The organism is Dyadobacter sp. CY347 (assembly GCF_021502655.1).
Classification (GTDB): domain Bacteria; phylum Bacteroidota; class Bacteroidia; order Cytophagales; family Spirosomataceae; genus Dyadobacter.
Map to the genome: position 1 here is coordinate 562,226 of NZ_JAKFFT010000007.1, position 24,922 is coordinate 587,147.

Here is a 24,922-nt window from a genome sequence, read left to right on the forward strand (position 1 = left end):
ACTGTTACTTTTGCAGTCCGATTTTTCGGGAAAACTGTTTTCAAAACAATAGACTGGTGCATTAACCAGATCAAAATCAATTTGTTAAATGCCAACTATTTCACAATTAGTCCGTAAAGGTAGAGAGACCATTACATGGAAATCAAAGTCACCGGCTTTGGATTCTTGCCCTCAGCGTAGGGGTGTGTGCACCAGGGTGTACACGACAACGCCTAAAAAACCGAACTCAGCACTTCGTAAAGTTGCCCGTGTTCGTCTTTCAAACAACAAAGAAGTGAATGCCTACATTCCAGGTGAAGGCCACAACTTGCAAGAGCACTCGATCGTTTTGATCCGCGGTGGTCGTGTGAAAGATTTACCAGGTGTGCGTTACCACATTATTCGTGGTGCATTGGATACAGCTGGTGTGAACGGACGTAAACAACGTCGTTCGAAATATGGTGCTAAGCGTCCAAAACCAGGACAAGTTGCAGCAGCACCAACAAAAGGTAAAAAGAAATAAAAAGTAACTCTCTCTGCTTTTATTAAGGAATTAATCTGATAAAAGGGAAGTAATCCAAGCTCATGGCCTGGGTGAATAAGTTGCAAAACGAAACCTCGTGTAAAATTTTAAGTTAAAATGAGAAAGTCGAAACCAAAGAAAAGATATATCCTTCCTGATCCAAAGTTCAGGGACGTTCAGGTTACCAAGTTCGTTAACAACCTAATGTTTGAAGGAAAGAAAAGTATTGCATTCACAATCTTCTACGACGCGTTGGAGTTGGTTGAGAAAAAAACCAGCGAAAGCGGTCTTGAAACTTGGAGAAAAGCATTGAACAATGTAACTCCATCTGTGGAAGTAAAAAGCCGTCGTGTGGGTGGTGCTACATTCCAGGTTCCAACGGAAGTTCGTCCTGAGCGTAAGCAATCTCTTGGTATGAAATGGTTGATCAACTACTCACGCAAGCGCGGAGAAAAAACAATGGTGGATCGCCTTGCTGGTGAGATCATTGCTGCTGCAAAAGGTGAAGGAGCTGCTGTTAAGAAGAAAGATGATACGCACCGTATGGCAGATGCCAACAAAGCGTTCTCGCACTTTAGATTCTAGGATCAAAGTCATATTTGTTAATCGGAAGTTCGGGTTTGCCCGGGCTTCCGATTTTTATTTAAGATTTTTCTGAAATTTAATGTTAGTGCAATTGTTTTTATCATCAATAATTGATACTTTTGCGCTCTGAATTTTTGGAAGTAGTGCGTTTTTACGACATTCTTTGAGTTCGAATTGCTTCTGAGTGAATTGCACATCGAATATAATATAACACATCACCATCTGTCATGGCACGTGATCTAAGATTAACAAGAAACATTGGTATTGCTGCGCACATTGATGCGGGTAAAACAACCACAACGGAGCGTATCCTTTATTACGCAGGGGTAAGCCACAAAATTGGAGAAGTGCATGATGGTGCTGCTACAATGGACTGGATGGAGCAGGAGCAAGAGCGTGGGATTACCATTACATCTGCTGCAACAACTGTTGATTGGAATTATCGTAATGAAAAATATCATATCAACATTATCGATACACCGGGACACGTTGACTTTACAGTTGAGGTAAACCGTTCGCTTCGTGTATTGGATGGTCTTGTATTCCTTTTTAGTGCAGTTGATGGTGTTGAACCACAATCTGAAACAAACTGGCGTCTGGCTAACAATTATAATGTAGCCCGTATCGGTTTTGTAAATAAAATGGACCGTTCAGGTGCAGACTTCTTGAAAGTTTGTACGCAGGTTAAAGAAATGCTTGGAAGCTACGCTGTTCCTCTTCAATTGCCGATCGGTGCAGAAGATACATTCCGTGGTGTTGTTGACTTGGTTAACTTCCGTGGTATCGAATGGAATGAAGAAGATAAAGGAATGACTTTTAGAGAAGTTCCTATTCCTGACGATATGCTTGAAGAAGCAACTGAATGGAGAGAAAAATTGCTTGAAGCTGTTGCCGAATTCGACGACACTTTGATGGAAAAATATTTTGAAGATCCAGCGTCGATTTCAGAAGACGAAATTCTTGCAGCTTTGCGTGCAGCAACGATCAGCATGAAAATCGTTCCTATGGTTTGCGGTTCTTCATTCAAAAATAAAGGTGTTCAAACGATGCTTGATTACGTGATGGCGATTTTGCCTTCACCACAAGATCGCGAAAGCATTATCGGAACTGATCCTCGCACTGGAAACGAAATCTCTCGTCAGCCAACGGATGCAGATCCATTCTGTGCACTAGCATTTAAAATTGCAACTGACCCTTATGTAGGCCGTCTATGCTTTATCCGTTCTTACTCCGGATATCTTGATTCAGGTTCTTACGTTTTGAACAACCGTTCAGGAAACAAGGAACGTATTTCTCGTATCTTCCAAATGCACGCCAACAAGCAAAATCAAATTGATCGTCTTGAAGCGGGTGATATTGGTGCGGTTGTAGGTTTCAAGGATATTAAGACGGGAGATACATTATCTGACGAAAAGAACCCAATCGTTCTTGAATCAATGGTGTTCCCTGAGCCAGTAATTGGTTATGCTATCGAGCCTAAGAAAGCTGCGGACAGCGATAACTTCTCAAAAGCAATCACCAAATTGATCGAAGAAGATCCTACGTTGCAAGTTGAAAGTAACGAAGAAACTGGTCAAACGATCATTAAAGGAATGGGCGAGCTTCACCTTGAAATTATCATCGACCGTATGCGTCGTGAATTCAAAGTGGAAGTAAATCAAGGTGCTCCTCAGGTTGCTTATAAAGAGATTCTTACTAAGAACTTCGAACACCGTGAAGTTTACAAGAAACAAACGGGTGGTCGTGGTAAATTTGCGGATATCGTATTCGAAATTGGACCACGTGATGATAATGAAGAAGGCAAAGAACCAAAAACAGGTTTGCAGTTTGTAAATCAAATTGTTGGTGGTACTATTCCTCGTGAATTTATCGCTCCGATCCAGAAAGGTTTTGAAGCATCTATGTCAAATGGTGCACTTGCAGGATATCCTCTGGATTCGATGAAAGTGCGTATTTTCCACGGATCTTTCCACGATGTCGATTCAGATGCGCTATCATTTGAACTTGCAGCAAAAATTGGTTTCAAAGAAGCTGCGCGTCACGCAGGTTCAAAATTGATGGAGCCGATTATGCACGTTGAAGTGCTTACGCCAGATGAATACACAGGACCGATCACCGGTGACCTTAACCGTCGTCGTGGTGTAATGAGAGGAATGGATTCCCGTAATGGTGCTCAGGTTATCAAATGTGACGTGCCTCTTTCTGAATTGTTTGGTTATGTTACTGATCTTCGTACAATGTCATCTGGTCGCGCTACTGCTTCTTTGACATTTGCTTATTACGAGATTGTTCCTAACAACATTGCAGAAACGGTAATCGAAAAAGCAAAAGGTTTAGTTAAAGCATAAATGAAATGATCCGCTAACTGTTCAGCAGGTAACGGATCGTTTTTATATAGAAGCTTGCGAAGTAAATGGTTCTTTCGCTGGTGGATTGTCGAAACTTGTTTCGTTCAAATATTCTCAGAACCGGAAATAATAAAGCAAAATGAATCAAAAAATCCGTATCAAACTTCGCTCTTTTGACCATAATTTGGTTGACAAATCAGCGGAGAAAATTGTAAAGGCTGTAAAAGCAACTGGCGCTATTGTTAGTGGACCAATTCCTTTGCCAACAAAAACTGAGAAATTCACGGTTCTTCGTTCTCCACACGTTAACAAGAAATCACGTGAACAATTCCAACTTTGTACTTACAAACGTCTGGTAGACATTTTCTCTACAAGCGCAAAAACAGTTGACGCTTTGATGAAGCTTGAATTGCCAAGCGGTGTTGATGTAGAGATCAAAGTTTAGTAAATAAGGGCTTATTCAGTTAAGCCAAAGATATAAATTGGATGAAGGTCCGTTTTCGGAAACCACATCTGAGCTCAAGAAAACAGTTGAATGTTGGTGCATATTTGCACAATTCGTCGGTTATCAGAATTCGAGGTCAGATGGTTCAAATCATCTGACCTTTTTTGCTGATTATCAGCGAGAAATATTATTTCACTGTTGGATAAGGGAATTTGATTTGCTACCTTTGCAGTCCGTTTTAAAGAATAAGGGTTTTACCTGCTAATTTTAATTTCAAAACATGTCTGGTTTAATTGGTAAGAAAATCGGAATGACTAGTTTGTACAATGCTGACGGGCAGGCTCTGGCATGTACTGTGATTCAAGCTGGTCCTTGTGTTGTTACACAAGTTAGGTCCGAAGAAAAGGATGGCTATAAAGCTATTCAGTTAGGTTTTGGAGAGAAAAAAGAAAAAAGCTCTTCACAGCCGATGATTGGCCACTTCAAGAAAGCCAACACAACTCCCAAACAAAAAGTGGTTGAGTTTAAGGAATTTGAAGTGGAGCATGAACTTGGAACTTCATTATCTGTAACGGATATCTTTGAAGAAGGCGAGTTTGTTGACGTTGTTGGTTCTGCCAAAGGCCGCGGTTTTCAAGGTGTTGTAAAACGCCATGGTTTCGCAGGGGTAGGTGGTCAGACTCACGGTCAGCACAACAGAGCGCGTCACCCAGGTTCGATTGGTGCTTGTTCATTCCCATCACGTGTATTTAAAGGCATTCGTATGGGTGGACGCATGGGTAACAATCGTGTAAAAATTCAGAATTTACGTATTCTGAAAGTGATCCCTGAGCAAAACCTTTTGGTTGTTAGTGGCTCAGTACCTGGTTCAAAGAATTCATTTCTAATCATTGAGAAGTAGCACGATGGAACTGTCCGTATTAAATATAAAAGGAGAAGATACCGGCAAGAAGGTAAGTGTGTCTGAAGAAATTTTTGGCATCGAACCTAACACGCACGCGATCTATCTCGATGTGAAGTTGTACTTGGCTAACCAACGTCAGGGAACGCACAAATCAAAAGAACGTGCAGAGATTAATCACTCTACTCGTAAAATCAAACGTCAAAAAGGAACAGGCGGAGCTCGTGCTGGTAGCATTAAATCTCCGGTGTTCATAGGTGGTGGTCGTATTTTCGGTCCAAGACCTCGTGATTACGGTTTTAAAATCAACAAGAAAGTTAAGTCATTGGCTCGTAAGTCAGCTTTCTCTGTGAAAGCTCAGTCTGATTCGATCTCTGTTCTGGAAGCATTCACATTTGATGCGCCAAAAACTAAATCTTATCTGAATGTTTTGAACTCACTAGCATTAGTGAATACAAAAACGTTACTAATTCTTCCATCTGTTGACAGCAATGTCTATCTGTCAAGCCGTAACATTCCAAAAGCAAAAGTTACGACAGTGGACGCGGTCAACACGTATGACCTGATGTATGCAGACCGTCTTTTGATAAGTGAATCTGCTCTGTCTATTTTGGAAACCCAATTGAACAAATAATCATGAGTGTACTGAAACGTCCGATTATAACCGAAAAGGTAACGGCTCAGGGTGGTCAAGGAAAATATGCCTTCGAAGTGTCCCTAACTTCTAATAAAGTAGAGATCAAAAAGGCTATTGAGAAACTGTTCGGGGTTACCGTAGAAAGCGTTCATACAATGCGCAGCATTGGAAAAAGCAAATCCCGTACATCGGGTGGTAAGTTTGTAAGTGGAAAAACTTCAACTATCAAAAAGGCTATTGTAACAGTGGCTGAAGGTGAAATCATCGATATCTACGGTGAAGCATAAGAATAGTTGAGCGATTCAAATCTTTGACGAGTTAATAGCAAATGGCAGTTAAAAAATTAAAACCGACAAGTGCTGGTCAGCGTTTCCGCTCCGCTCCTACATTCGAGGAGATCACAACGGCGAAACCTGAAAAGAGTCTTCTGGAAACCATCAAAAGAACAGGTGGTCGTAATAGCCAGGGACACAGAACCATGCGCCATATAGGTGGCGGGCATAAAAGAAAGTATCGTGTTATTGATTTCAAGAGAAATCGTTTCGATGCGCCAGCCACAGTAATTTCAATTGAATACGATCCAAACCGTTCAGCGCGTATTGCGTTGGTGCAGTTTGAAGATGAAGAAAAGAGATATGTAATTGCACCAAACGGACTGAAAGTGGGACAAGTAATTGTTTCAGGCAGTTCAGTAGCACCGGAAGTTGGTAATGCGCTTCCATTAGGTTCTATGCCAATTGGTACAATTGTTCACAATATCGAATTGACTCCTGGTAAAGGTGGTCAGTTTGCACGTAGCGCAGGCGCTTATGCTCAGCTTGTAGCGAGAGAAGGAAAATACGCAGTATTAAAAATGCCTTCTGGCGAAATGCGTATGATACTTTCTACTTGTATCGCAACAGTTGGAACAGTTTCTAATGCAAGTCATATGAATGTGGCATTAGGAAAAGCAGGTCGTCGTCGTTGGTTAGGTCGTCGTCCACGCGTTCGTGGTGTTGCGATGAACCCAGTCGATCACCCAATGGGTGGTGGTGAAGGTCGCTCATCAGGGGGCCAGCCTAGATCTAGAAACGGACAGTTCTCTAAAGGACTTAAAACTCGTGATCGCAACAAGCATTCTGAGAAATTGATTATCAGCCGTCGTAAAAAATAATAGTATAACATGGCACGCTCATTAAAAAAAGGACCATATATCGATTTTCGTCTTGAGAATAAAGTGACTGTGATGAACAGCGCCTCTCGGAAATCAGTAATCAAAACCTGGTCACGACGCTCAATGATATCGCCGGATTTTATCGGGCATACATTCGCAGTGCATAACGGAAACAAGTTTATTCCGGTTTATGTAACTGAAAATATGGTTGGTCACAAACTGGGAGAATTTTCTCCTACACGTAACTTCCGTGGCCACACAGCAAAAAAAGATAAAGGTAGAAAATAATTAGTCGACGATAGCTGGTTCTGTCACAGGAACGAGCCTATATCTGAAAGAACATGGAAGCAAGAGCTATATTAAAAGATGTGCCTACTTCTCCTCGCAAAATGAGGTTAGTAGCCGACATGATTCGCGGACAAAAGGTCAGCAAGGCGTTGGCACTATTAAAGTTTCAACCGAGAGCTTCTTCACCGGTTTTGCATAAAGTTTTACTTTCTGCAGTTGCTAACTGGCAACAACTGAATGAAGATGCGAAGCTGGAGGACGCTGATCTTATTGTCAAAACCGTATTTATTGACGGTGGACGTATGTTAAAGCGTTTGCGCCCTGCACCGCAAGGAAGAGCACATAGAATCCGTAAGCGTTCGAACCACATCACAATCGTGATTGACGATGCTTCTGCTTCTATCGAAAGCGCAGACAAAGAATCAGTAATCACCGAATCATAAGTAAAACGATCTATATCGAATGGGACAAAAGGTTAATCCTATAGGTCTGAGACTAGGAATTGTTAGAGGATGGGAGTCAAGTTGGTATGGAGGAAAAGACTTCTCTGATAAATTAGTTGAAGACGAAAAAATCCGTAACTACATCAAAGCACGTATCCCAAAAGGATCGATCTCAAAAGTAGTTATCGAAAGAACATTAAAACGTATCACATTGACAATCCACACTGCTCGTCCGGGTATTGTAATTGGTAAAGGTGGTAGCGAGGTTGATAAAATCAAAGAAGAGCTTAAAAAGATCACCGGTAAAGACGTTCAGATCAACATTTACGAGATCAAACGTCCTGAGATCGATGCGAAATTGGTAGGCGAGGCAATCGCTCAACAACTTCAAGCTCGTATTTCATATCGTAGAGCAATGAAGCAATCAATCGCTTCTGCAATGCGCGTTGGAACACAAGGAATCAAAATTCGTCTTGCTGGACGTCTTGGTGGAGCTGAAATGGCGCGTACTGAGGAGTACAAAGAAGGAAGAATTCCTCTTCACACTTTGAGAGCTGATATTGATTACGCAATCTCAGAAGCACAAACAATCTACGGTAAAATCGGTATTAAAGTTTGGATCTTCAAAGGAGAGCTTTACGGTAAGAGAGATTTGACACCTAGTGCTGCAACAGCTGCATCTGATAGAGCAGAAAGAAGCGCATCAGGCGGAAATGATCGTGGCGGCAATGACCGTGGTGGCAGAGATCGCAGAGGCGGTGGCCGTGATGGTGGAGCACCTCGTGGAGAAGGCGGTGGTGGCGGAAGCGAAGCAGATCGTCGTAAACGCAATAACAGCGGCGGTGGCAACAACAACAATAGGAATAAGAAGAAGTAATCCGACATTTTCCGGTAATGCACCGGTTCAAATAGATTAAGATCATGTTACAGCCGAAAAGGACAAAATTTCGCAAGCAACAAAAAGGCAAGGGCTCATACAATGGTTTGGCTACTCGCGGACATGAAATCGCATTTGGTTCTTTTGCTATTAAGGCGCTTGAACCAGGTTGGTTGACTGCACGTCAAATTGAAGCTGCACGTATTTCAGTAACTCGTGCAATGAAACGCGAAGGTCAAGTATGGATCCGTGTTTTCCCTGACAAGCCAATTACCAAAAAGCCCGCGGAAGTTCGTATGGGTAAAGGTAAAGGAGCTCCTGAATATTGGGTTGCACCGGTTAAGCCAGGAACAATCATCTTCGAAGCAACTGGTGTTACATTAGATACCGCTAACGAAGCATTGCGTTTGGCTGCACAGAAGTTGCCAATTAAAACCAAGTTCGTTGTACGTCGGGATTATCAGGAAGCGAACTAACCCGAATGTTATTTAGAACGCTAATTATTTAAAGCAATGACTAGTAAAGAAATAAAAGATCTGTCGCAAGATCAGCTTAAAGAGCAGATTGCTCAGGAGCGGGAGCGCTTATTGCGATTGAAATTCGCTCACGCGATTTCACCTATTGAGAACCCTTTGCGTATTCGTACCTCGCGTAAGGAAATTGCAAAACTCTTAACCGAGCTGTCGGCTAAAAGTAACCAACAGTAAATCAGTTTAGAAATTATGGAGGCAACAGAAAGAAATTTACGTAAAGAAAGAGTTGGCAAAGTAGTGAGCAACAAAATGGAGAAATCCTGCGTGATCACTGTGGAGCGTAAAGTGAAGCATGCCAAGTATGGTAAGTTTATGACTAAAACTACCAAGCTTATGGTGCATGACGAAACCAATCAGGTTGGAATCGGTGATACGATCCGCGTGATGGAAACACGTCCGCTTAGTAAGAATAAGCGTTGGAGATTAGTAGAAATCCTTGAAAGAGCTAAGTAACAATGGTACAGCAAGAATCAAGACTGTCGGTAGCAGACAACAGTGGAGCGAAGGAAGTACTCGTAATTCGTGTACTTGGCGGAACTGGCAAACGCTATGCCTCAGTAGGCGATAAAATCGTCGTAACAGTAAAATCAGCTCTTTCTTCGAGCAATATGAAAAAAGGAACGGTTTCAAAAGCCGTTGTGGTTCGTACAAAAAAAGAAGTACGCCGTAAGGATGGAACCTACATCAGATTTGAAGATAACGCAGCTGTTTTGTTAAACAACAACGACGAGCCACGTGGTACTCGTATCTTTGGACCGGTTGCAAGGGAATTGCGCGAAAAGCAATTCATGAAGATCGTTTCATTGGCACCTGAGGTGTTGTAAGAAATCGAAACTCTAGTATTTCTTTGAACTGATAAGAGAATATCTAAAATGGAAAGCAAAAATAAAAAGGCACCAGCTAAGTTGCACATTCGCACCGGGGATACCGTTAAGGTAATCTCAGGCAATGCAAAAGGTGAGACTGGTGTTATCAAGAAAGTGGATATTGAAAAGCTTAGAGCTGTTGTTGAAGGTGTAAACATGATCACAAAACATGTTAAGCCAAATGCACAAACTCCACAAGGAAGCATTGAAAAGCGTGAAGGTGCAATTCACATTAGTAACCTAATGGTAGTTGATCCTAAAACCGGCGAAGCAACCAGAACTGGGCGCAAGGCAGATGATAAAGGAAAGCTGCAGCGTTTTTCGAAAAAGACAGGAAATATTTTGTAATTCCCTGTTCATTTAGAACCTGGAATAGAATATAAACGGTGGGTCGGTAATCCACAATAATATCTTCAAAAAGATGGCACAGCCGAGATTAAAAGAAAAGTATGTAAGCGAAGTTGTTTCGCAGCTGAAAGATAAATTTCAGTACAAGTCAGTGATGCAAGTTCCTCGTTTGACCAAGATTGTCATCAACAAAGGAATTGGAGCAGCAGTAGCAGATAAGAAACTGGTTGATACTGGTGTTGAGGAATTGAGCCAGATTACTGGTCAAAAAGCAATTGCTACAATTTCTAAGAAAGCGGTGTCGAACTTCAAGTTGCGTGAAAACATGCCGATTGGAGCAAAGGTTACACTTCGTGGTGATCGCATGTATGAGTTCCTTGATCGTTTGACTGCGATTGCAATGCCCCGTGTAAGAGACTTCAAAGGTATCAGTGATAAAGGATTTGACGGACGCGGAAACTATACGTTTGGTGTTAAAGAGCAAATCATTTTTCCTGAGATTAGTATAGAAAAGGTGAATAAAATCACTGGTATGGATATCACATTTGTCACTTCAACTAATTCTGACGAAGAAAGTTATGAGCTGTTGAAGGCACTGGGTATGCCATTTACAAATGCGAACAAACAAGGATAATTCTTAATATAAGATATTTACCGACAATGGCAAAAGAATCAGTTAAAGCACGGGAGAGAAAAAGAGAAGCCTTAGTAGCTAAGTTTGCTGAAAAGCGTACAAAGTTGAAAGCTGCGGGTGATTGGGTTGGTTTGGATAAATTACCACGTAACTCTTCTCCTGTTCGTTTGCATAACAGGTGCAAAATCACGGGAAGGCCTCGGGGTTATATGCGGAAATTCGGAATTTCCAGAGTTATGTTCCGGGATATGGCGTCTGACGGCAAGATTCCGGGTGTTACAAAATCAAGTTGGTAAGAATACTTTCAATTCTGATTTCAATTACTTAACTTTGCACTCCCGTTTCAAAGGGGTGTTTAAACTAGGCATAAAAATGTTAACGGATCCCATAGCAGATTATCTGACGAGACTCAGAAACGCTATCAAAGCGAAGCACAGGGTTGTTGAGATACCTGCATCCAACATAAAAAAAGAAATAACTAAAGTACTTTTTGATAAAGGGTATATTCAGAGTTATAAATTTGACGAAGTAGGTCCTCAGGGTGTAATCAAAATAGCTTTGAAATACAATCCTGTGACAAAGCAATCTGCAATTGTGAAATTGGAGAGGGTTAGTAAGCCTGGACTTCGTAAATATTCAGGTTCATCAACATTACCACGCGTATTGGGTGGTTTAGGAACTGTTATCATTTCAACCTCTAAGGGTGTTATGACTGACAAGGAAGCTAAAACGCTTAATGTTGGCGGGGAAGTGTTATGTTTCGTGTATTAATATTTAAAAGTTATTCAGGAAATGTCACGTATAGGAAATAAAATTATCGTTTTGCCTGCAGGAGTTTCTGTATCAGTTGCAGAAGGTAATGTAGTGTCAGTAAAAGGACCGAAAGGAACACTATATCAAACAGTTGATAGCGATATCAGCGTTGAAATTGAAGGTAGTGAACTTAAGGTAAGTCGTCCAACTGAACAGAAGCGCCACAAAGCACTTCACGGTTTGTATAGATCTCTGATCAACAACATGGTGATCGGAGTGGATGCCGGATACAAGAAAGAGTTAGAGATTATTGGTGTGGGTTACAAGGCAAGTGCAGCAAACAATGTGCTGGAATTGCAATTAGGTTATTCTCACAATATTTTTATGGCTATTCCGGAAGAGATTAAGCTTACAACGACTTCCGAAAAGGGACAAAACCCTAAGGTTATTTTAGAAGGTATTGACAAGGAACTGATTGGATCAGTTGCTGCGAAAATCAAATCATTGCGTAAGGTTGAACCTTACAAAGGAAAAGGGATTCGTTTTGTTGGTGAGGTTGTTCGTCGTAAGGCTGGCAAGTCTGCTTCTAAAAAGTAGTAAGTCACGGAATTAGTTTATAACAAGTAAGACAAGTTTGAAAATGGCTACCGCAAAAGCAGATAGAAGACAACGCCTTAAATATCACATTCGCAAGAAAGTGAAAGGTAGTTCAGAGCGTCCCAGATTATCGGTTTTCCGCTCTAACACCAGCATTTATGCGCAGATAATAGATGACATAAATGGTGTTACGCTTGCGAGCGCATCATCAGTAGACCTTGGTGGAAGGAAGGAAAACTCTAACGTTGATACTGCTCTCCAGGTTGGTAAAAAGATTGCTGAAAAGGCACAAGAAGCAGGTATTCAAACTGTAGTTTTTGACAGAAATGGATATTTGTATCATGGTAAAGTAAAAGCATTGGCCGAAGGAGCTCGTGAGGGTGGCCTGAAATTCTAAGTATAACAAAGACTATGTCTACAAATACAAAACCTTCAAAGGTTAACGAATCGGACTTGAAAGAACGCGTAGTTGCGATCAATCGGGTAGCAAAAGTAGTAAAGGGTGGTCGTCGTTTTAGCTTTTCGGCTATCGTTGTGGTGGGAGATGGAAATGGTGTTGTTGGATACGGGCTTGGCAAGGCAAACGAAGTTACTGATGCCATTGCAAAGGGTATTGATGATGCGAAAAAGAATTTAATTCAAGTTCCAATGCTTAAGCACACTGTTCCACATCAGATGGAAGGTAAGTTCAGCGGAGGTTTTGTATTGATCAAACCTGCAGCACCTGGAACCGGAGTACTTGCTGGTGGACCAATGCGTGCAGTACTTGAGAGTGCTGGGATTAAAGATGTACTTGCAAAGTCTAAAGGATCTTCAAATCCTCACAACGTAATTAAAGCGACTATTGATGCTTTATTGAAGATGAGAGCTCCCCATCAGGTTGCTTTTCAGCGCGGTGTTAAATTGGACAAAGTATTCAACGGGTAGTTCTTGAACTATTCCTTTATCTCTGAGTGATCATGTCAAAAGTACGTATTACACAAGTTAAAAGCACAATCGATCGTCCTGAAAGACAAAAGCTTACTATTAAGGCGTTAGGCCTAGGTAAGTTGAATAGGACGGTTGAGAAGGAAAATAGCGAAGCCATTGCTGGTATGATCCGCAAGGTAAGCCACCTGGTTAAAGTAGAAGAAATTTAAAAAATATTATAGTATGAATCTTAGTTCATTAAAACCGGCTGTTGGCTCTGTTAAGACAGGAAAAAGAGTTGGACGTGGTCAGGGCTCTGGAAAAGGGGGAACAGCTGCACGTGGACATAAAGGAGCTCAATCTCGTTCGGGTTATAGCCGGAAGGTGGGTTTTGAGGGTGGTCAAATGCCGCTTCAAAGACGTTTACCTAAATTTGGTTTTAACAATATCAACCGAGTAGAATACAAAGCGCTGAATTTGGATGCAATCCAAGCTTTGGCGGAGAAGACCAGTGCCTCGGTTATCACATTAGATCTGATTCGCGAAAATGGTTTATCTGCGAAGAAAGATCTTGTTAAAATCCTTAATAGGGGTCAAGTGTCAATCGCAATTGAGGTTCAGGCAAACGCATTCTCTGCATCAGCTATCGAAGCAATTGAGAAGGCAGGCGGCAAAGCGGTTAAACTATAATTTTGCTGTTTGCGTTAAGCACAAGTTGTTTATAACAAATAGCTAATGTAAGCCCACGACATGAAACGATTTTTAGAGACTATAAAACACATATTTGCAATTGAAGAGTTGAGAACGCGAATTCTCAACACTCTTTTGTTTATAACGATTTTCCGTTTGGGGTCTTACGTGGCTTTGCCCGGCGTTGAACCGGATCAAATGAATGTTTCCACTCAGGGACTGTTAGGCCTTCTGGATACCTTTTTAGGAGGGGCATTCAGTAAGGCTTCGATTTTTGCGTTGGGTATCATGCCCTATATCTCGGCTTCTATTGCCATACAGCTTCTGACGATGGCTTTGCCGTATTTTCAGAAGATGCAGAAAGAAGGAGAATCTGGTCGCAAGAAGTTGAACCAGATAACCCGGGTGTTGACAATAGTGGTCACGTTAGTTCAGGGCACCGCATATCTTAATACGACTGTTCCTGATGAGGCTTTGTTAGTGTCAAGAAGTCTGTTTTCCATATCGTCTGTCTTCGTTTTGACTGCTGGAACTATGTTCTGCATGTGGTTGGGAGAGAGAATTACAGATAAGGGTATAGGTAACGGAATTTCGATGTTGATCATGATCGGTATTGTTTCAAGATTCCCGGGAGCGATTTACAAGGAATTTGTGTCACGTGGTAGTGGTCAAATTTTGTTAACGGTACTTGAGATTGTAGCGCTGTATTTTGTGATAATGGGTGCGGTTATGTTGACCCAGGCTGTACGTCGGATTCCAATTCAATATGCAAAGCAGGTTGTTGGAAGTCGCGTTATGGGTGGACAACGTCAATATTTGCCCTTAAAACTGAATGCGGCTGGTGTAATGCCTATCATTTTCGCTCAGGCTTTAATGTTTATACCATCATTAGGTGCGTCTTATTTTGCAGAGAAGAGTGATTTCGCCAGTAATGTTGCTACGATTTTTGCAAACTATACCACTTGGCAATACAACTTACTGTTTGCGTTTTTAATCATTGTATTTACTTTCTTCTATACCGCTATATCGGTAAATCCGCAGCAGATTGCTGACGATATGAAGAGGGGTGGTGGGTTTATCCCTGGGGTAAAGCCTGGTCAGCAGACATCCGAATACATTAGTTCAATACTCGATAGGATTACATTTCCAGGCTCTTTGATGCTTGCTCTTGTTGCGATATTGCCTGCGTTTGCGAGTTTGTTAGGTGTTTCTACTGACTTTGCCCACTTCTTCGGAGGAACATCCTTGCTTATTATGGTTGGCGTTGTTTTGGATACGCTTCAACAAATCGAAAGTTACCTTCTGATGCGCAGATACGAAGGATTGATGAAATCTGGTCGTGTAACTGGCAGAACTGAGAGCGTCGCCATTTGATATTGCAATGATTTATTTAAAAACGGAGGAGGAGATTGATCTAATTAAGCAGAGTGCGCAGGTTTTAGGTAAAGCGCATGCTGAGGTTGCATTATGGGTTAAGCCGGGTGTAACTACAAATAAACTCGATTCGGTAGCAGAAGAATATATAAGAGAGAATGGTGGCATCCCTTCTTTTAAGGGATTCAACAAATTTCCAGCATCACTTTGTATCTCGGTCAATGAAGTCGTTGTTCACGGAATACCTGGAAATTACGCATTGAAAGAAGGAGATATCGTTTCGATTGATTGCGGAGTTAAATTAAATGGCTTTCATAGTGACAGTGCTTATACATACCCTGTTGGTGAGGTAACGCAGGAAGTTATGAATCTTTTGACTGCGACTAAGAAGTCACTATACAAGGGAATTGAACAAGCAGTTGACGGTCTTAGAATAGGGGATGTTGGATTTGCAGTTCAGAATTATGTTGAAGAGCGTGGATACACGGTAGTGCGGGAATTGGTAGGACATGGTGTAGGAAGAGATCTTCACGAAAGCCCGGAAGTGCCAAACTATGGAAAGAGGGGAAAGGGTATCCGATTGAAAGAAGGAATGGTTCTTGCGATTGAGCCGATGATTAACCTTGGCGTTAAGACGGTAATGCAAGAGCGTGACGGATGGACAATAAGAACAAGTGACAGGAAATATTCAGCTCATTTTGAGCATACGGTTGTTGTCCGTAAAGGCAAAGCCGAAATTCTGACAACATTCGATTATATAGAAAAAGTGACGGCCAACACCAGCCTTATGGTTGAAGTAATGTAATTAACGCTACGAATGGCAAAACAAGCATCAATCGAACAAGACGGAGTTATTTTAGAAGCACTTTCCAATGCAATGTTTCGTGTGGTTTTAGAAAATAAGCATGAAGTTATTGCGCATATTTCAGGAAAGATGAGAATGCACTATATAAAAATATTACCGGGCGACCGTGTTAAGTTGGAAATGTCTCCTTACGACTTATCAAAGGCAAGAATCACTTACCGGTACAAATAAGGAGAAGATCACCTCATTATTAACAACAAGTAACATTCGAGATGAAAGTCAAAGCATCAGTAAAGAAACGCAGTGAGGACTGCAAGGTTATACGCCGAAAGGGTAAAGTGTATGTTATTAACAAGAAGAACCCACGGTATAAACAAAGACAAGGTTAATCATTATGGCACGTATTTCAGGAGTTGATATTCCCGACCGTAAAAGGGGCGAAATCTCACTAACTTATATCTTCGGAATTGGTCGCAGTTCAGCGAAAAAAATTCTCGAAAAAGCAGGAGTTGACATCAATAAAAAGGTGATTGACTGGAACGATGAAGAGTCTGGTGCGGTTCGTGCGGTTATAGCAGGTGAATATAAAGTAGAAGGTGCACTTAAATCAGAAGTTCAACTGAGCATTAAGCGCTTAATGGATATCGCTTGTTACAGAGGTCTTCGTCACCGTAAGGGTTTACCATTGCGCGGACAAAGGACAAAGAACAACTCTCGTACTCGTAAGGGTAAACGCAAAACAATCGCGAACAAGAAAAAGGCTACTAAATAATCAGTGAGCGGTGGGTAAAACCACATTTCTATCCATAAGCAATGGCACAAAATAAAAGAAAAGATAAAGCAAAAAAGAGAGTTGTCGTAGTGGAGTCGGTGGGCCAGGTGCACATCAAAGCTTCATTCAACAACATTATCATCTCGATTACCAACAATAATGGCCAGGTGATTTCATGGGGATCTGCTGGTAAAATGGGTTTCCGCGGTTCTAAAAAGAACACTCCATACGCGGCTCAGACAGCAGCTCAAAGCTGTGCACAAGTTGCTTTCGACTTGGGAATGCGCAAAGCTGAGGTTTTTGTTAAGGGACCCGGATCAGGCCGTGAGTCTGCAATCCGTACCATCCAGAATGCTGGAATCGAGGTAACGACAATCAGAGATATTACTCCGCTACCACACAATGGTTGCCGTCCTCCAAAACGTCGGAGAGTATAGTATTTCAATATAAATGCCCATTCGTAATTTGGACACTGGGGTTACAGAATGGTTTTCAATTATTTAAGTAAAATAAAAAGTTTTTAATGGCACGTTACACAGGTCCCAAATCAAAGATTGCAAGACGTTACGGAGAACCCATCATGGGCCCGAGCAAAGCCCTTGCAAAGAAAAATTACCCTCCAGGAGTTCATGGAAAGGGTCGCCGCTCTAAAAAATCAGAGTATGCTTTACAATTGATGGAAAAGCAGAAGGTGAAATTCATCTACGGTATTCTGGAAAGACAATTCCGTAATCTATTCGAAAAAGCTTCGGTTAAAGAAGGTATCACTGGGGAAAACCTTTTAAAATACTGCGAAGCTCGTCTTGATAATACAGTTTACCGCTTGGGCATCGCTCCAACAAGACGTGCTGCACGCCAGCTCGTTTCCCACAAACATATACTTGTTGATGGTGAAATTGTAAACATCCCTTCTTATTCTCTTCGTCCTGGACAAATCGTTACAGTTCGTGAGAAATCTAAATCTCTAGAATCAGTTTCAGAAAGCCTTGCTGGTCACAGCTCAAAAGGATTCAACTGGTTAGAGTGGGATGGTCAGCAATTGACAGGTAAATTCGTAACCTTCCCGGAACGCGAACAAATTCCTGAAAACATCAACGAACAACTTATTGTTGAGTTGTATTCTAAATAATCTTCACATTACAGCACGCCTAGTTTACCAGGCGTGCTTTTGGCCGGAAACGGCAATTTTGCGATCGCAAAGGTAACGGTAGCGTGATCAACTATCATTTACTACTATAAAAGGAGCAAGGACTATGTCAATATTAGCTTTCCAAATGCCTGATAAGGTCGTCATGGAAAAAGCAGACGACTTTCACGGGTTGTTTGAGTTTAAGCCTCTAGAGAAAGGATACGGCGTAACCATTGGTAATGCATTACGTAGAATACTTCTTTCATCTTTGGAAGGCTATGCCATTACGAGCGTGAAGTTCCCTGGTGTGCTTCATGAATTTTCTTCTATCGAAGGTATCGTTGAGGATGTTACAGAAATCATCCTGAACCTTAAAATGGTTCGTTTTAAAAAAGTTTCTGATCTGAACGAAAGCAGAATCGTTGTTAACCTTAAAAATGTATCCGTTATTACTGCGGGTGACATTGGCAAGTTTACTAACGCATTTGAAGTTTTAAACCCAGATCAGGTTATTTGCCATATTGATGACCAGAAGGAGTTTGAAATGGAACTGCTTTTGGACAAAGGAAGAGGATATGTTCCTGCTGATGAACCCCGTGCAAACGAATTGCCATTTGGGTACATCGCAGTGGATTCTATTTATACGCCAATTAAAAACGTTAAATACAGTGTTGAAAATACACGTGTAGAACAACGTACAGATTACGAGCGTCTTTTGATCGACATCCAAACTGATGGTTCTATCCATCCGGAAGATGCGTTAAAAGGTGCTGCAAACATTTTGATTCAACACTTTATGTTATTCTCTGATCAAACAATGACGTTTGAGAAGCAGAAAGCAGAAGAAGACAATCAGGTGGATGAAGAAATGCTGCGTATGAGGAAACTGCTTAAGACTTCATTGTCTGAGTTGGATCTTTCTGTACGTGCTTACAACTGTTTGAAATCAGCTGACGTTAAATCACTTGGTGATTTAGTGAGACTTGAAATTTCAGACATGATGAAATTCCGCAATTTTGGTAAAAAATCTCTTACTGAGTTGGAACAGCTTGTGGCTGACAAACAACTCACATTTGGAATGGACGTTGCCAAATATCGTTTGGACGAAGATTGATAAATAATTCCATAATAAGTCTGTATTCTGTAGCGCGCTAGCCGCCGCTCGAAGCAACTAAACAACAAAACAATGAGACACGGTAAGAAAGATAATCATTTAGGAAGAACAGCATCTCACCGCAAGGCGATGCTATCAAACATGGCTTCTTCTTTGATTATCCACAAAAGAATTGAAACAACATTAGCTAAAGCAAAAGAACTTCGTAAGTATGTTGAACCTTTGCTAACACGCGCCAAAGAAGATTCTACCCACAATAGAAGGGTTGTTTTCTCTTATCTTAATGATAAAGAATCAACAAAAGAACTTTTCGGAGTTGTTTCAGACAAGATTGCATCTCGCCCAGGTGGTTACACCCGGATCATCAAACTTGGAAGCAGACTTGGTGATGCTGCCGAAACTGCACTAATTGAACTTGTAGATTTTAACGACGCATTGCTTCTTGCAAATGCTGACAAACCTGCAAAAACAAGACGTAGCAGAAGAGGTGGAGTGAAGAAAGAAGGAACAGAAGTTGCAGCCGCTGCACCTGTTAAAAAAGAAGACCATCCAGTAGTTGCTGAAACGGAACCAGTTGCTGACGAAGCACCTGCAAGCAATGATGACGCTGCTGAAAATAATGAGTCACCAGAATCTACGACTGAAAAGGAATAATTTTGGATAATCATTAAGAATATATGGAAAAGGGTTGAACGTTTCGTTTAACCCTTTTTTATGGGTAAAATTTTATAATTTTGCACCGCAGTTTAAAAACACTTGGGCATCTCGCTCAAACTAATAGTGGCAACAATAGATTTAGCAATAAAATGAGTCAAAAAAAGGAAGCTCTGTTATTACTTGAAGACGGAACGGCATACAAGGGACTTGCTTTGGGAATAAGCGGGACCACCGGTGGAGAAATTTGTTTTAACACAGGCATGACAGGGTATCAGGAAATCTACACTGATCCTTCTTATTATGGTCAAATCATTGTTAATACCAATTCACACATTGGAAATTACGGAGTCCAGCTGGAAGATGAAGAGGAATCTGCTTCTGTGAAGATTCGTGGAATGGTTTGTAATACGTTTTCTCCAATTTATTCAAGAGGTACGGCCGATTTCTCATTGCAGGAATATTTCGAAAGGGCTAACATTGTTGGTGTTAGTAATGTCGATACAAGGCACATTGTACGTCACGTAAGACAACGCGGTGTGATGAATGCGATCATTTCATCGGAGATCCTGGATGAAAAGGAGCTGATGGCGGAATTGCAAAAAATTCCTTCCATGGACGGACTTGAATTGTCTTCCGAAGTAACTACGGAGAATGCCTACTTCATTGGCGAAGAATCTTCAAGCCAATGGCGGATTGCAGTAATGGATTACGGAATCAAGAAGAGCATTCTGAAAAACCTGACTTTGAGAGGATGTTACTGCAAGGTTTTCCCGGCTAAAACACCTTTTGAGGAAGTAATGGCTTGGCAACCTGACGGGTTCTTTATCTCAAACGGACCAGGTGACCCGGCAGCAATGCTTTACGCTGTTGAGAGTGTAAACCAGATGATCAAAACCAGCAAGCCACTTTTTGGAATCTGCCTGGGACATCAGCTGCTTGCATTGTCAAGCGGGATTAACACTTATAAAATGCATCATGGCCATCGTGGGTTAAACCATCCGGTTAAAAATCTGATCACTGGATTCTGCGAGATCACTTCACAAAACCATGGTTTCGCTGTCAATCCGGATGAAATAGAGAATCATCCTGACATTGAAATCACGCACGTGAATTTGAATGATAAAACGATCGAAGGAATTCGCAGAAAGGATTATCCTGCGTTCTCAGTTCAATATCACCCTGAGGCATCCCCAGGTCCGCATGATTCGCGTTATCTGTTTGATGAATTTATCAAATTGTTAAGAGCGAGCTGAAAATATCGAAATCCTCTGTAATGCAGAGGATTTTTTGTGTTATTTTGTACCGTTAAAAAATTCTATTTTAAATCAAAACCACAAGCTGCAAATGAGTACGATTCAATCAGTACATGCAAGACAAATTCTGGATTCAAGAGGAAACCCAACAATAGAAGTAGATATTCGTACTGAAAATGGCTATTTAGGACGTGCTGCTGTTCCGTCTGGAGCTTCTACCGGAAAGCATGAGGCCGTTGAACTTCGTGATGACGATAAAAGCGTTTACGTAGGAAAAGGAGTTTTGAAGGCCGTTGAGAATGTCAACGATATTATTTTCCCTGAGTTGATCGGTTGTTCAGTATTTGAGCAAAATCTGATTGATAAAATCATGCTTGAGTTGGACGGAACTCCTAACAAAGCCAAGTTAGGCGCAAACGCAATTCTAGGCGTATCGCTTGCTGCTGCGAAGGCCGCGGCTCAGGAAGCTAACCTGCCACTTTACCGTTACGTAGGCGGAACGAACGCAAACACATTGCCTGTTCCAATGATGAACATTCTGAATGGTGGAAGCCACGCGGATAACTCTATCGATTTCCAGGAGTTCATGATCATGCCGGCGAAAGCAGATACATTCTCTCAGTCATTGAGAATGGGTGTTGAGGTTTTCCATACATTGAAAACAGTTTTGAAAAGCAAAGGATATTCTACCAACGTTGGTGACGAAGGTGGTTTTGCTCCTAACATTAAATCGAACGAAGAGGCGATCGAAATCGTAATCCAGGCGATCGAGAAAGCAGGCTACAAACCAGGCGAAGATATTTTCATCGCAATGGATGCTGCTGTTTCTGAGTTCTACGAAGATGGATTGTACCACTTTAAAAAATCAGACGGACGTAAGTTGAGCTCGGATGAAATGGCTGACTACTGGACACAGTGGGTTGCTAAATATCCGATCATTTCAATTGAAGATGGAATGGACGAAGACGACTGGGCTGGCTGGGCAACGCTTACGCAATCGGTTGGTAAGAAAATCCAGTTGGTGGGTGATGACTTGTTCGTAACAAACGTAACACGTCTGCAACAAGGAATTGAGTCACAAATTGCAAATGCTGTTCTTGTTAAAGTAAACCAAATCGGTTCTTTGACTGAAACAATCGACACAGTTAACCTTGCAAAACGCAACAGCTACAAGAGCATTATGTCGCACCGTTCAGGTGAAACAGAAGATTCTACAATTGCTGACTTGGCAGTTGCATTGAACACAGGTCAGATTAAGACTGGTTCTGCTTCCCGCTCTGACCGTATGGCGAAATACAATCAGCTTCTTCGCATTGAGGAAGAACTGGGCGAAAACGCATACTTCCCAGGATTGAAATTCTGACATCATTAATCGAAACCGGAGCTTAATGCTCCGGTTTTTGTATACACCCGCTCCCTTATGAAAAAAGGATCATTCTGGTCTATCCAGACGCTCAAAAACTTCTACATAGCCACCTTTCTGGCGTGGTTTGTCTGGATCCTTTTTCTTGACAATAACAATATGCGCATTGTGATTTCCAACCGGATGAAAATGAAGGAGCTGGAACATGAGAAAGGCATTTTGCTGGGAAAAATCAAAGAAGTGAAGAAGGAGCGGAATGAAGTTTTCGGTAATCCGAAAATGCTTGAAAAATGGGCGCGTGAGAACTTCATGATGCGCAAGCCCAATGAGGAAGTATATGTAATCGTTGACGAGAAAAATCAACCGGTCGAAGGCAAAAAGAGCGAGTAAGCTCGCATCGATCATTGCGTACTTAATATTTAATTTTTAAGACATTGAGCAAAAAAGTAATTCTTATAATCATGGACGGCTGGGGCATCGCCAAATCAGGTGAGGAAAGCCGCTCTGCCGTTTTAGCTGCCAACACTCCTTTTTACGACAGCATTATGCAGAAATACCCGCACAGCCGACTGGCTGCCAGCGGGCTCGCTGTGGGTCTTCCCGACGGACAGATGGGAAATTCAGAAGTAGGGCATACCAATCTTGGTGCAGGACGTGTGGTTTATCAGGATTTGGTAAAGATCAATCTGGCCGTTACCGAAGGAACATTGGGTAAAGAACCTGTGCTGACCGATGCTCTGGATTTTGCAAAAACAAACAATAAAAAAGTGCATTTCATCGGCCTCGTTTCCGATGGAGGTGTTCACTCGCACATTGACCATTTAAAAGGTCTTGTGAAAATCGCTGCGGACAGAGGTTTGACAAATGTGTTTGTACACGCATTTACAGACGGCCGTGACTGTGATCCAAAAAGTGGCCTGGGCTTCTTGACCGAACTTCAACAAACATTGGATCAGACAACCGGCCGCATTGCCAGCGTCACAGGCCGCTATTATGCGATGGACCGTGACAAGCGCTGGGAGCGTGTGAAGCTTGCATATGATGCAATGGTGCACGGCGAAGGTGCCCACGTAGCATCCGGTGACGTGTTGAAAGCAATCAAAGACTCGTACGAAACGGGTGTTACTGATGAATTTATCCTGCCAATCGTTGCGACAAATCCGGATGGAACGCCAATCGGTATTATTGAGGACGGCGACGTTGTATTGTGCTTCAACTTCCGGACTGATCGGGGGCGTGAAATCACCGAAGTGCTCACGCAGCAGGATTTCCATGAGCAAAACATGCACAAACTTAACCTGAGATACATCACAATGACCAATTATGATGATACATTCAAAGGCGTAGATGTGATTTTTGATAAGGACAATCTCAATAATACATTAGGAGAAGTGCTTGAAGCGGCGGGTAAAAAACAGATCCGCATTGCCGAAACGGAGAAATATCCGCACGTCACATTCTTTTTCTCGGGCGGACGAGAAAAGCCATTTGAAGGTGAAAGCCGCTTACTCTGCCAATCACCGAAAGTGGCAACTTATGATTTGCAACCTGAAATGTCCGCATTTGGCATCAGGGACTCGATAGTACCTGAGTTAGAAAAAGGAGAAGTCGATTTTGTTTGCCTCAATTTTGCTAACCCGGATATGGTGGGCCATACAGGGGTGTTCGAGGCAGCGGTTAAGGCTTGTGAAACCGTTGATCAATGTGTACAGGCTGTTGTTACAACCGGCTTAAACCATGGTTATTCGTCCATTATCATTGCCGATCACGGAAATTCAGATTATATGCTGAATGATGATGGATCACCTAATACTGCACATTCATTAAACCTGGTTCCTTGTGTGCTTGTCGATAACAATTTTCAAAATCCGATAAAAGATGGAAAGCTGGCCGATATAGCGCCAACCATTCTCGAATTAATGGGAATTCCAAAGCCGGCCGAGATGACAGGGGTTAGTATCCTTTAAACTAAACCACCTGCAATGATGTTGTTTACCGGAGAGTCCATTGGGCTCTCTGTTTTTTTAGATCTTCTGCGTGATAAAGTCAACATTACCAATGCGTTTTATTTCAATACAGCCATCCAGCCGTCCGTTGTTCATCAAAAGCAGCCTTATTTATACATTAATATGCTTAATGATATTAAGTGCCTGCCAGGAATCGGCGACGGATCCGAATGAAAAGAAGGCATACTACGACCTCAAAGGTTTTGTCGAAAATCAGATTGTGTATTTGAATGAGAAAAAGCCCAAAGTGACGAAGACTGTTCAGCTGGATGGAAAAAAAGAAGTGCGCGCTGAAATCGAAACAAACTGGAAAAAGGAGCTGGAATTATTTGCCCAGGCCGACATTAATAAGCCAGCTTATAGTAAAAGCTATTCCGTGATCCGAAGTGATTCGTCGGTTTATGAATATAAAGTTAAGGAAGGGGAAAATTTGCCAGTTCGTTACTTAATGATCAAAGTGGACAGCGCAACGCAGCAACCCGTGCTGGTAAAAGCGCTTCTAAGATCTGAAAATCGAATATATAGTTCTGAAAAGGAAATCGAATTGACATCAAGCCGACGAGATAATTTGCTGGAAGTTTCCGGCTATACAGTGAAAGGTTACCAAAAGCTTTTGTTCATGAATCGCAAGTCTTTCCATATTACAGCAAAAATAGGATTATAGCGTGTTTTGAAATGACGTTTGTTTGTACTGTAACTCCATACTTTGGGTAAACATTACCCAATTTTCCAAATAACCAGCCTTCATACAGCCGCTCAGCCCTACTTTTCTCCGTTTAAAAATACATTTCAAAAAGAGGCTTTGTATCTTTCCAAGCCTCTTTTTTGGTATTATTTATATAAAATTGAGAACGAGAAATCCTTGTAATAAGCGGTAATCGGCGATTCGGCATAGAATTAGAGTTTTAAAGTCAAATCCATGTAGACCCGGGGTAAATGT

General features: G+C 41.7%; 39 protein-coding genes. All 39 read left to right on the top strand.

From position 1 onward, the window contains the following. Positions 1-88 precede the first annotated feature (88 nt). Positions 89-502, top strand: coding sequence for a 30S ribosomal protein S12 (gene rpsL, locus L0659_RS17970; protein ID WP_026631225.1), 414 nt, complete (start codon positions 89-91; stop codon positions 500-502). Between the two features lie 117 nt (positions 503-619). Continuing rightward, positions 620-1,087: a 30S ribosomal protein S7 gene (rpsG, locus tag L0659_RS17975; protein ID WP_082217011.1), complete on the top strand. Its 468-nt coding sequence runs from the start codon at positions 620-622 to the stop codon at positions 1,085-1,087. A 227-nt stretch (positions 1,088-1,314) separates the two neighbouring features. Continuing rightward, positions 1,315-3,435, top strand: a complete 2,121-nt coding sequence (fusA, locus tag L0659_RS17980) for an elongation factor G (protein WP_235128003.1) — start codon at positions 1,315-1,317, stop codon at positions 3,433-3,435. A 139-nt stretch (positions 3,436-3,574) separates the two neighbouring features. Then, entirely contained in the window at positions 3,575-3,880 is a 306-nt protein-coding gene (gene rpsJ, locus L0659_RS17985) for a 30S ribosomal protein S10 (protein ID WP_026631228.1), read from the top strand. A 280-nt stretch (positions 3,881-4,160) separates the two neighbouring features. Beyond that, positions 4,161-4,781: a 50S ribosomal protein L3 gene (rplC, locus tag L0659_RS17990; RefSeq protein ID WP_233854311.1), complete on the top strand. Its 621-nt coding sequence runs from the start codon at positions 4,161-4,163 to the stop codon at positions 4,779-4,781. A 4-nt stretch (positions 4,782-4,785) separates the two neighbouring features. Then, complete coding sequence (rplD, locus tag L0659_RS17995; RefSeq protein ID WP_234654906.1) at positions 4,786-5,415, top strand: 50S ribosomal protein L4; 630 nt, start codon at positions 4,786-4,788, stop codon at positions 5,413-5,415. A gap of 2 nt (positions 5,416-5,417) precedes the next feature. Continuing rightward, complete coding sequence (gene rplW, locus L0659_RS18000; protein ID WP_025764313.1) at positions 5,418-5,705, top strand: 50S ribosomal protein L23; 288 nt, start codon at positions 5,418-5,420, stop codon at positions 5,703-5,705. A 41-nt stretch (positions 5,706-5,746) separates the two neighbouring features. Beyond that, complete coding sequence (gene rplB / locus L0659_RS18005) at positions 5,747-6,571, top strand: 50S ribosomal protein L2 (protein WP_026631232.1); 825 nt, start codon at positions 5,747-5,749, stop codon at positions 6,569-6,571. Between the two features lie 9 nt (positions 6,572-6,580). Further along, positions 6,581-6,859: a 30S ribosomal protein S19 gene (rpsS, locus tag L0659_RS18010; RefSeq protein ID WP_026631233.1), complete on the top strand. Its 279-nt coding sequence runs from the start codon at positions 6,581-6,583 to the stop codon at positions 6,857-6,859. Positions 6,860-6,912: 53 nt separating this feature from the next. Beyond that, complete coding sequence (gene rplV / locus L0659_RS18015; RefSeq protein WP_235128004.1) at positions 6,913-7,302, top strand: 50S ribosomal protein L22; 390 nt, start codon at positions 6,913-6,915, stop codon at positions 7,300-7,302. A 19-nt stretch (positions 7,303-7,321) separates the two neighbouring features. Then, a complete protein-coding gene (gene rpsC / locus L0659_RS18020; protein ID WP_082217006.1) occupies positions 7,322-8,179 on the top strand; it encodes a 30S ribosomal protein S3 in 858 nt (285 codons plus the stop codon). 44 nt (positions 8,180-8,223) lie between these two features. Next, positions 8,224-8,655 (top strand): 50S ribosomal protein L16, encoded by a 432-nt coding sequence (rplP, locus tag L0659_RS18025; protein ID WP_026631234.1) that lies wholly within the window; start codon positions 8,224-8,226, stop codon positions 8,653-8,655. Positions 8,656-8,691: 36 nt separating this feature from the next. Further along, positions 8,692-8,886: a 50S ribosomal protein L29 gene (gene rpmC / locus L0659_RS18030; RefSeq protein WP_026631235.1), complete on the top strand. Its 195-nt coding sequence runs from the start codon at positions 8,692-8,694 to the stop codon at positions 8,884-8,886. A gap of 15 nt (positions 8,887-8,901) precedes the next feature. Beyond that, positions 8,902-9,165 (top strand): 30S ribosomal protein S17, encoded by a 264-nt coding sequence (gene rpsQ, locus L0659_RS18035; protein ID WP_082217005.1) that lies wholly within the window; start codon positions 8,902-8,904, stop codon positions 9,163-9,165. Positions 9,166-9,167: 2 nt separating this feature from the next. Then, positions 9,168-9,536, top strand: a complete 369-nt coding sequence (gene rplN / locus L0659_RS18040; protein ID WP_026631237.1) for a 50S ribosomal protein L14 — start codon at positions 9,168-9,170, stop codon at positions 9,534-9,536. 48 nt (positions 9,537-9,584) lie between these two features. Then, positions 9,585-9,926, top strand: coding sequence for a 50S ribosomal protein L24 (rplX, locus tag L0659_RS18045; protein WP_026631238.1), 342 nt, complete (start codon positions 9,585-9,587; stop codon positions 9,924-9,926). A gap of 73 nt (positions 9,927-9,999) precedes the next feature. Next, the gene (gene rplE, locus L0659_RS18050; RefSeq protein ID WP_026631239.1) at positions 10,000-10,560 is read left to right on the top strand and encodes a 50S ribosomal protein L5; all 561 of its coding nucleotides are present in this window, start codon (positions 10,000-10,002) and stop codon (positions 10,558-10,560) included. Between the two features lie 26 nt (positions 10,561-10,586). Beyond that, positions 10,587-10,856, top strand: a complete 270-nt coding sequence (rpsN, locus tag L0659_RS18055) for a 30S ribosomal protein S14 (protein WP_235128005.1) — start codon at positions 10,587-10,589, stop codon at positions 10,854-10,856. Between the two features lie 76 nt (positions 10,857-10,932). After that, on the top strand, positions 10,933-11,331 hold the full coding sequence (gene rpsH, locus L0659_RS18060) for a 30S ribosomal protein S8 (RefSeq protein ID WP_026350532.1): 399 nt from the start codon (positions 10,933-10,935) through the stop codon (positions 11,329-11,331). Positions 11,332-11,352: 21 nt separating this feature from the next. After that, positions 11,353-11,910 (top strand): 50S ribosomal protein L6, encoded by a 558-nt coding sequence (gene rplF, locus L0659_RS18065; protein WP_235128006.1) that lies wholly within the window; start codon positions 11,353-11,355, stop codon positions 11,908-11,910. Between the two features lie 43 nt (positions 11,911-11,953). After that, positions 11,954-12,307 carry a 50S ribosomal protein L18 gene (rplR, locus tag L0659_RS18070; protein ID WP_082217002.1) on the top strand — a complete coding sequence of 118 codons (354 nt, stop codon included), beginning with the start codon at positions 11,954-11,956 and terminating at the stop codon, positions 12,305-12,307. Between the two features lie 14 nt (positions 12,308-12,321). Beyond that, positions 12,322-12,837: a 30S ribosomal protein S5 gene (gene rpsE / locus L0659_RS18075; protein ID WP_026631242.1), complete on the top strand. Its 516-nt coding sequence runs from the start codon at positions 12,322-12,324 to the stop codon at positions 12,835-12,837. Positions 12,838-12,869: 32 nt separating this feature from the next. After that, positions 12,870-13,049: a 50S ribosomal protein L30 gene (gene rpmD / locus L0659_RS18080; RefSeq protein WP_082217000.1), complete on the top strand. Its 180-nt coding sequence runs from the start codon at positions 12,870-12,872 to the stop codon at positions 13,047-13,049. Positions 13,050-13,062: 13 nt separating this feature from the next. Next, positions 13,063-13,509 carry a 50S ribosomal protein L15 gene (rplO, locus tag L0659_RS18085; RefSeq protein WP_235128007.1) on the top strand — a complete coding sequence of 149 codons (447 nt, stop codon included), beginning with the start codon at positions 13,063-13,065 and terminating at the stop codon, positions 13,507-13,509. Positions 13,510-13,569: 60 nt separating this feature from the next. Then, a complete protein-coding gene (secY, locus tag L0659_RS18090) occupies positions 13,570-14,883 on the top strand; it encodes a preprotein translocase subunit SecY (RefSeq protein ID WP_235128008.1) in 1,314 nt (437 codons plus the stop codon). Between the two features lie 7 nt (positions 14,884-14,890). Continuing rightward, positions 14,891-15,688: a type I methionyl aminopeptidase gene (gene map / locus L0659_RS18095; protein ID WP_235128009.1), complete on the top strand. Its 798-nt coding sequence runs from the start codon at positions 14,891-14,893 to the stop codon at positions 15,686-15,688. Positions 15,689-15,700: 12 nt separating this feature from the next. Next, positions 15,701-15,919: a translation initiation factor IF-1 gene (infA, locus tag L0659_RS18100; RefSeq protein ID WP_015813810.1), complete on the top strand. Its 219-nt coding sequence runs from the start codon at positions 15,701-15,703 to the stop codon at positions 15,917-15,919. A 41-nt stretch (positions 15,920-15,960) separates the two neighbouring features. After that, positions 15,961-16,077, top strand: coding sequence for a type B 50S ribosomal protein L36 (gene ykgO, locus L0659_RS18105; protein WP_015813811.1), 117 nt, complete (start codon positions 15,961-15,963; stop codon positions 16,075-16,077). 5 nt (positions 16,078-16,082) lie between these two features. Beyond that, on the top strand, positions 16,083-16,460 hold the full coding sequence (rpsM, locus tag L0659_RS18110; protein WP_026631248.1) for a 30S ribosomal protein S13: 378 nt from the start codon (positions 16,083-16,085) through the stop codon (positions 16,458-16,460). A gap of 41 nt (positions 16,461-16,501) precedes the next feature. Next, positions 16,502-16,897, top strand: coding sequence for a 30S ribosomal protein S11 (rpsK, locus tag L0659_RS18115; protein ID WP_026631249.1), 396 nt, complete (start codon positions 16,502-16,504; stop codon positions 16,895-16,897). 86 nt (positions 16,898-16,983) lie between these two features. Next, complete coding sequence (gene rpsD, locus L0659_RS18120; protein WP_026631250.1) at positions 16,984-17,589, top strand: 30S ribosomal protein S4; 606 nt, start codon at positions 16,984-16,986, stop codon at positions 17,587-17,589. 124 nt (positions 17,590-17,713) lie between these two features. Continuing rightward, a complete protein-coding gene (locus tag L0659_RS18125) occupies positions 17,714-18,703 on the top strand; it encodes a DNA-directed RNA polymerase subunit alpha (RefSeq protein ID WP_026631251.1) in 990 nt (329 codons plus the stop codon). 72 nt (positions 18,704-18,775) lie between these two features. Beyond that, positions 18,776-19,357, top strand: coding sequence for a 50S ribosomal protein L17 (gene rplQ, locus L0659_RS18130; protein WP_235128010.1), 582 nt, complete (start codon positions 18,776-18,778; stop codon positions 19,355-19,357). Between the two features lie 152 nt (positions 19,358-19,509). Then, positions 19,510-20,613 carry a glutamine-hydrolyzing carbamoyl-phosphate synthase small subunit gene (gene carA / locus L0659_RS18135; RefSeq protein WP_235128011.1) on the top strand — a complete coding sequence of 368 codons (1,104 nt, stop codon included), beginning with the start codon at positions 19,510-19,512 and terminating at the stop codon, positions 20,611-20,613. A gap of 91 nt (positions 20,614-20,704) precedes the next feature. Further along, positions 20,705-21,976, top strand: coding sequence for a phosphopyruvate hydratase (gene eno, locus L0659_RS18140; protein ID WP_026631254.1), 1,272 nt, complete (start codon positions 20,705-20,707; stop codon positions 21,974-21,976). A 57-nt stretch (positions 21,977-22,033) separates the two neighbouring features. Beyond that, the gene (locus tag L0659_RS18145) at positions 22,034-22,366 is read left to right on the top strand and encodes a septum formation initiator family protein (RefSeq protein WP_235128012.1); all 333 of its coding nucleotides are present in this window, start codon (positions 22,034-22,036) and stop codon (positions 22,364-22,366) included. Positions 22,367-22,410: 44 nt separating this feature from the next. Further along, positions 22,411-23,943 carry a 2,3-bisphosphoglycerate-independent phosphoglycerate mutase gene (gpmI, locus tag L0659_RS18150; RefSeq protein WP_235128013.1) on the top strand — a complete coding sequence of 511 codons (1,533 nt, stop codon included), beginning with the start codon at positions 22,411-22,413 and terminating at the stop codon, positions 23,941-23,943. A gap of 15 nt (positions 23,944-23,958) precedes the next feature. Further along, positions 23,959-24,156 carry a hypothetical protein gene (locus L0659_RS18155; protein ID WP_235128014.1) on the top strand — a complete coding sequence of 66 codons (198 nt, stop codon included), beginning with the start codon at positions 23,959-23,961 and terminating at the stop codon, positions 24,154-24,156. Then, a complete protein-coding gene (locus L0659_RS18160) occupies positions 24,113-24,646 on the top strand; it encodes a hypothetical protein (protein ID WP_235128015.1) in 534 nt (177 codons plus the stop codon). The genes L0659_RS18155 and L0659_RS18160 overlap by 44 nt, the downstream gene beginning before the upstream one ends. Positions 24,647-24,922: the final 276 nt, after the last annotated feature.

Bases quoted from the DNA above. Each gene is read 5' to 3' on its own strand.
- L0659_RS18145 (WP_235128012.1), top strand. From the start codon at position 22,034: ATGAAAAAAGGATCATTCTGGTCTATCCAGACGCTCAAAAACTTCTAC.
- rplB (WP_026631232.1), top strand. From the start codon at position 5,747: ATGGCAGTTAAAAAATTAAAACCGACAAGTGCTGGTCAGCGTTTCCGC.
- rpsG (WP_082217011.1), top strand. From the start codon at position 620: ATGAGAAAGTCGAAACCAAAGAAAAGATATATCCTTCCTGATCCAAAG.
- ykgO (WP_015813811.1), top strand. From the start codon at position 15,961: ATGAAAGTCAAAGCATCAGTAAAGAAACGCAGTGAGGACTGCAAGGTT.
- rplE (WP_026631239.1), top strand. From the start codon at position 10,000: ATGGCACAGCCGAGATTAAAAGAAAAGTATGTAAGCGAAGTTGTTTCG.
- rplQ (WP_235128010.1), top strand. From the start codon at position 18,776: ATGAGACACGGTAAGAAAGATAATCATTTAGGAAGAACAGCATCTCAC.
- rplO (WP_235128007.1), top strand. From the start codon at position 13,063: ATGAATCTTAGTTCATTAAAACCGGCTGTTGGCTCTGTTAAGACAGGA.
- rplV (WP_235128004.1), top strand. From the start codon at position 6,913: ATGGAAGCAAGAGCTATATTAAAAGATGTGCCTACTTCTCCTCGCAAA.
- rplW (WP_025764313.1), top strand. From the start codon at position 5,418: ATGAGTGTACTGAAACGTCCGATTATAACCGAAAAGGTAACGGCTCAG.
- rplD (WP_234654906.1), top strand. From the start codon at position 4,786: ATGGAACTGTCCGTATTAAATATAAAAGGAGAAGATACCGGCAAGAAG.
- rpsL (WP_026631225.1), top strand. From the start codon at position 89: ATGCCAACTATTTCACAATTAGTCCGTAAAGGTAGAGAGACCATTACA.
- secY (WP_235128008.1), top strand. From the start codon at position 13,570: ATGAAACGATTTTTAGAGACTATAAAACACATATTTGCAATTGAAGAG.
- rplC (WP_233854311.1), top strand. From the start codon at position 4,161: ATGTCTGGTTTAATTGGTAAGAAAATCGGAATGACTAGTTTGTACAAT.
- rpsQ (WP_082217005.1), top strand. From the start codon at position 8,902: ATGGAGGCAACAGAAAGAAATTTACGTAAAGAAAGAGTTGGCAAAGTA.
- infA (WP_015813810.1), top strand. From the start codon at position 15,701: ATGGCAAAACAAGCATCAATCGAACAAGACGGAGTTATTTTAGAAGCA.
- rpsJ (WP_026631228.1), top strand. From the start codon at position 3,575: ATGAATCAAAAAATCCGTATCAAACTTCGCTCTTTTGACCATAATTTG.
- rpsE (WP_026631242.1), top strand. From the start codon at position 12,322: ATGTCTACAAATACAAAACCTTCAAAGGTTAACGAATCGGACTTGAAA.
- rpsS (WP_026631233.1), top strand. From the start codon at position 6,581: ATGGCACGCTCATTAAAAAAAGGACCATATATCGATTTTCGTCTTGAG.
- eno (WP_026631254.1), top strand. From the start codon at position 20,705: ATGAGTACGATTCAATCAGTACATGCAAGACAAATTCTGGATTCAAGA.
- carA (WP_235128011.1), top strand. From the start codon at position 19,510: ATGAGTCAAAAAAAGGAAGCTCTGTTATTACTTGAAGACGGAACGGCA.
- rplR (WP_082217002.1), top strand. From the start codon at position 11,954: ATGGCTACCGCAAAAGCAGATAGAAGACAACGCCTTAAATATCACATT.
- rplF (WP_235128006.1), top strand. From the start codon at position 11,353: ATGTCACGTATAGGAAATAAAATTATCGTTTTGCCTGCAGGAGTTTCT.
- map (WP_235128009.1), top strand. From the start codon at position 14,891: ATGATTTATTTAAAAACGGAGGAGGAGATTGATCTAATTAAGCAGAGT.
- L0659_RS18155 (WP_235128014.1), top strand. From the start codon at position 23,959: ATGATGTTGTTTACCGGAGAGTCCATTGGGCTCTCTGTTTTTTTAGAT.
- rpsC (WP_082217006.1), top strand. From the start codon at position 7,322: ATGGGACAAAAGGTTAATCCTATAGGTCTGAGACTAGGAATTGTTAGA.
- rpmC (WP_026631235.1), top strand. From the start codon at position 8,692: ATGACTAGTAAAGAAATAAAAGATCTGTCGCAAGATCAGCTTAAAGAG.
- rplN (WP_026631237.1), top strand. From the start codon at position 9,168: ATGGTACAGCAAGAATCAAGACTGTCGGTAGCAGACAACAGTGGAGCG.
- rpsH (WP_026350532.1), top strand. From the start codon at position 10,933: ATGTTAACGGATCCCATAGCAGATTATCTGACGAGACTCAGAAACGCT.
- rpsK (WP_026631249.1), top strand. From the start codon at position 16,502: ATGGCACAAAATAAAAGAAAAGATAAAGCAAAAAAGAGAGTTGTCGTA.
- rpmD (WP_082217000.1), top strand. From the start codon at position 12,870: ATGTCAAAAGTACGTATTACACAAGTTAAAAGCACAATCGATCGTCCT.
- rpsN (WP_235128005.1), top strand. From the start codon at position 10,587: ATGGCAAAAGAATCAGTTAAAGCACGGGAGAGAAAAAGAGAAGCCTTA.
- fusA (WP_235128003.1), top strand. From the start codon at position 1,315: ATGGCACGTGATCTAAGATTAACAAGAAACATTGGTATTGCTGCGCAC.
- rplP (WP_026631234.1), top strand. From the start codon at position 8,224: ATGTTACAGCCGAAAAGGACAAAATTTCGCAAGCAACAAAAAGGCAAG.
- rplX (WP_026631238.1), top strand. From the start codon at position 9,585: ATGGAAAGCAAAAATAAAAAGGCACCAGCTAAGTTGCACATTCGCACC.
- L0659_RS18160 (WP_235128015.1), top strand. From the start codon at position 24,113: ATGATATTAAGTGCCTGCCAGGAATCGGCGACGGATCCGAATGAAAAG.
- rpsD (WP_026631250.1), top strand. From the start codon at position 16,984: ATGGCACGTTACACAGGTCCCAAATCAAAGATTGCAAGACGTTACGGA.
- rpsM (WP_026631248.1), top strand. From the start codon at position 16,083: ATGGCACGTATTTCAGGAGTTGATATTCCCGACCGTAAAAGGGGCGAA.
- L0659_RS18125 (WP_026631251.1), top strand. From the start codon at position 17,714: ATGTCAATATTAGCTTTCCAAATGCCTGATAAGGTCGTCATGGAAAAA.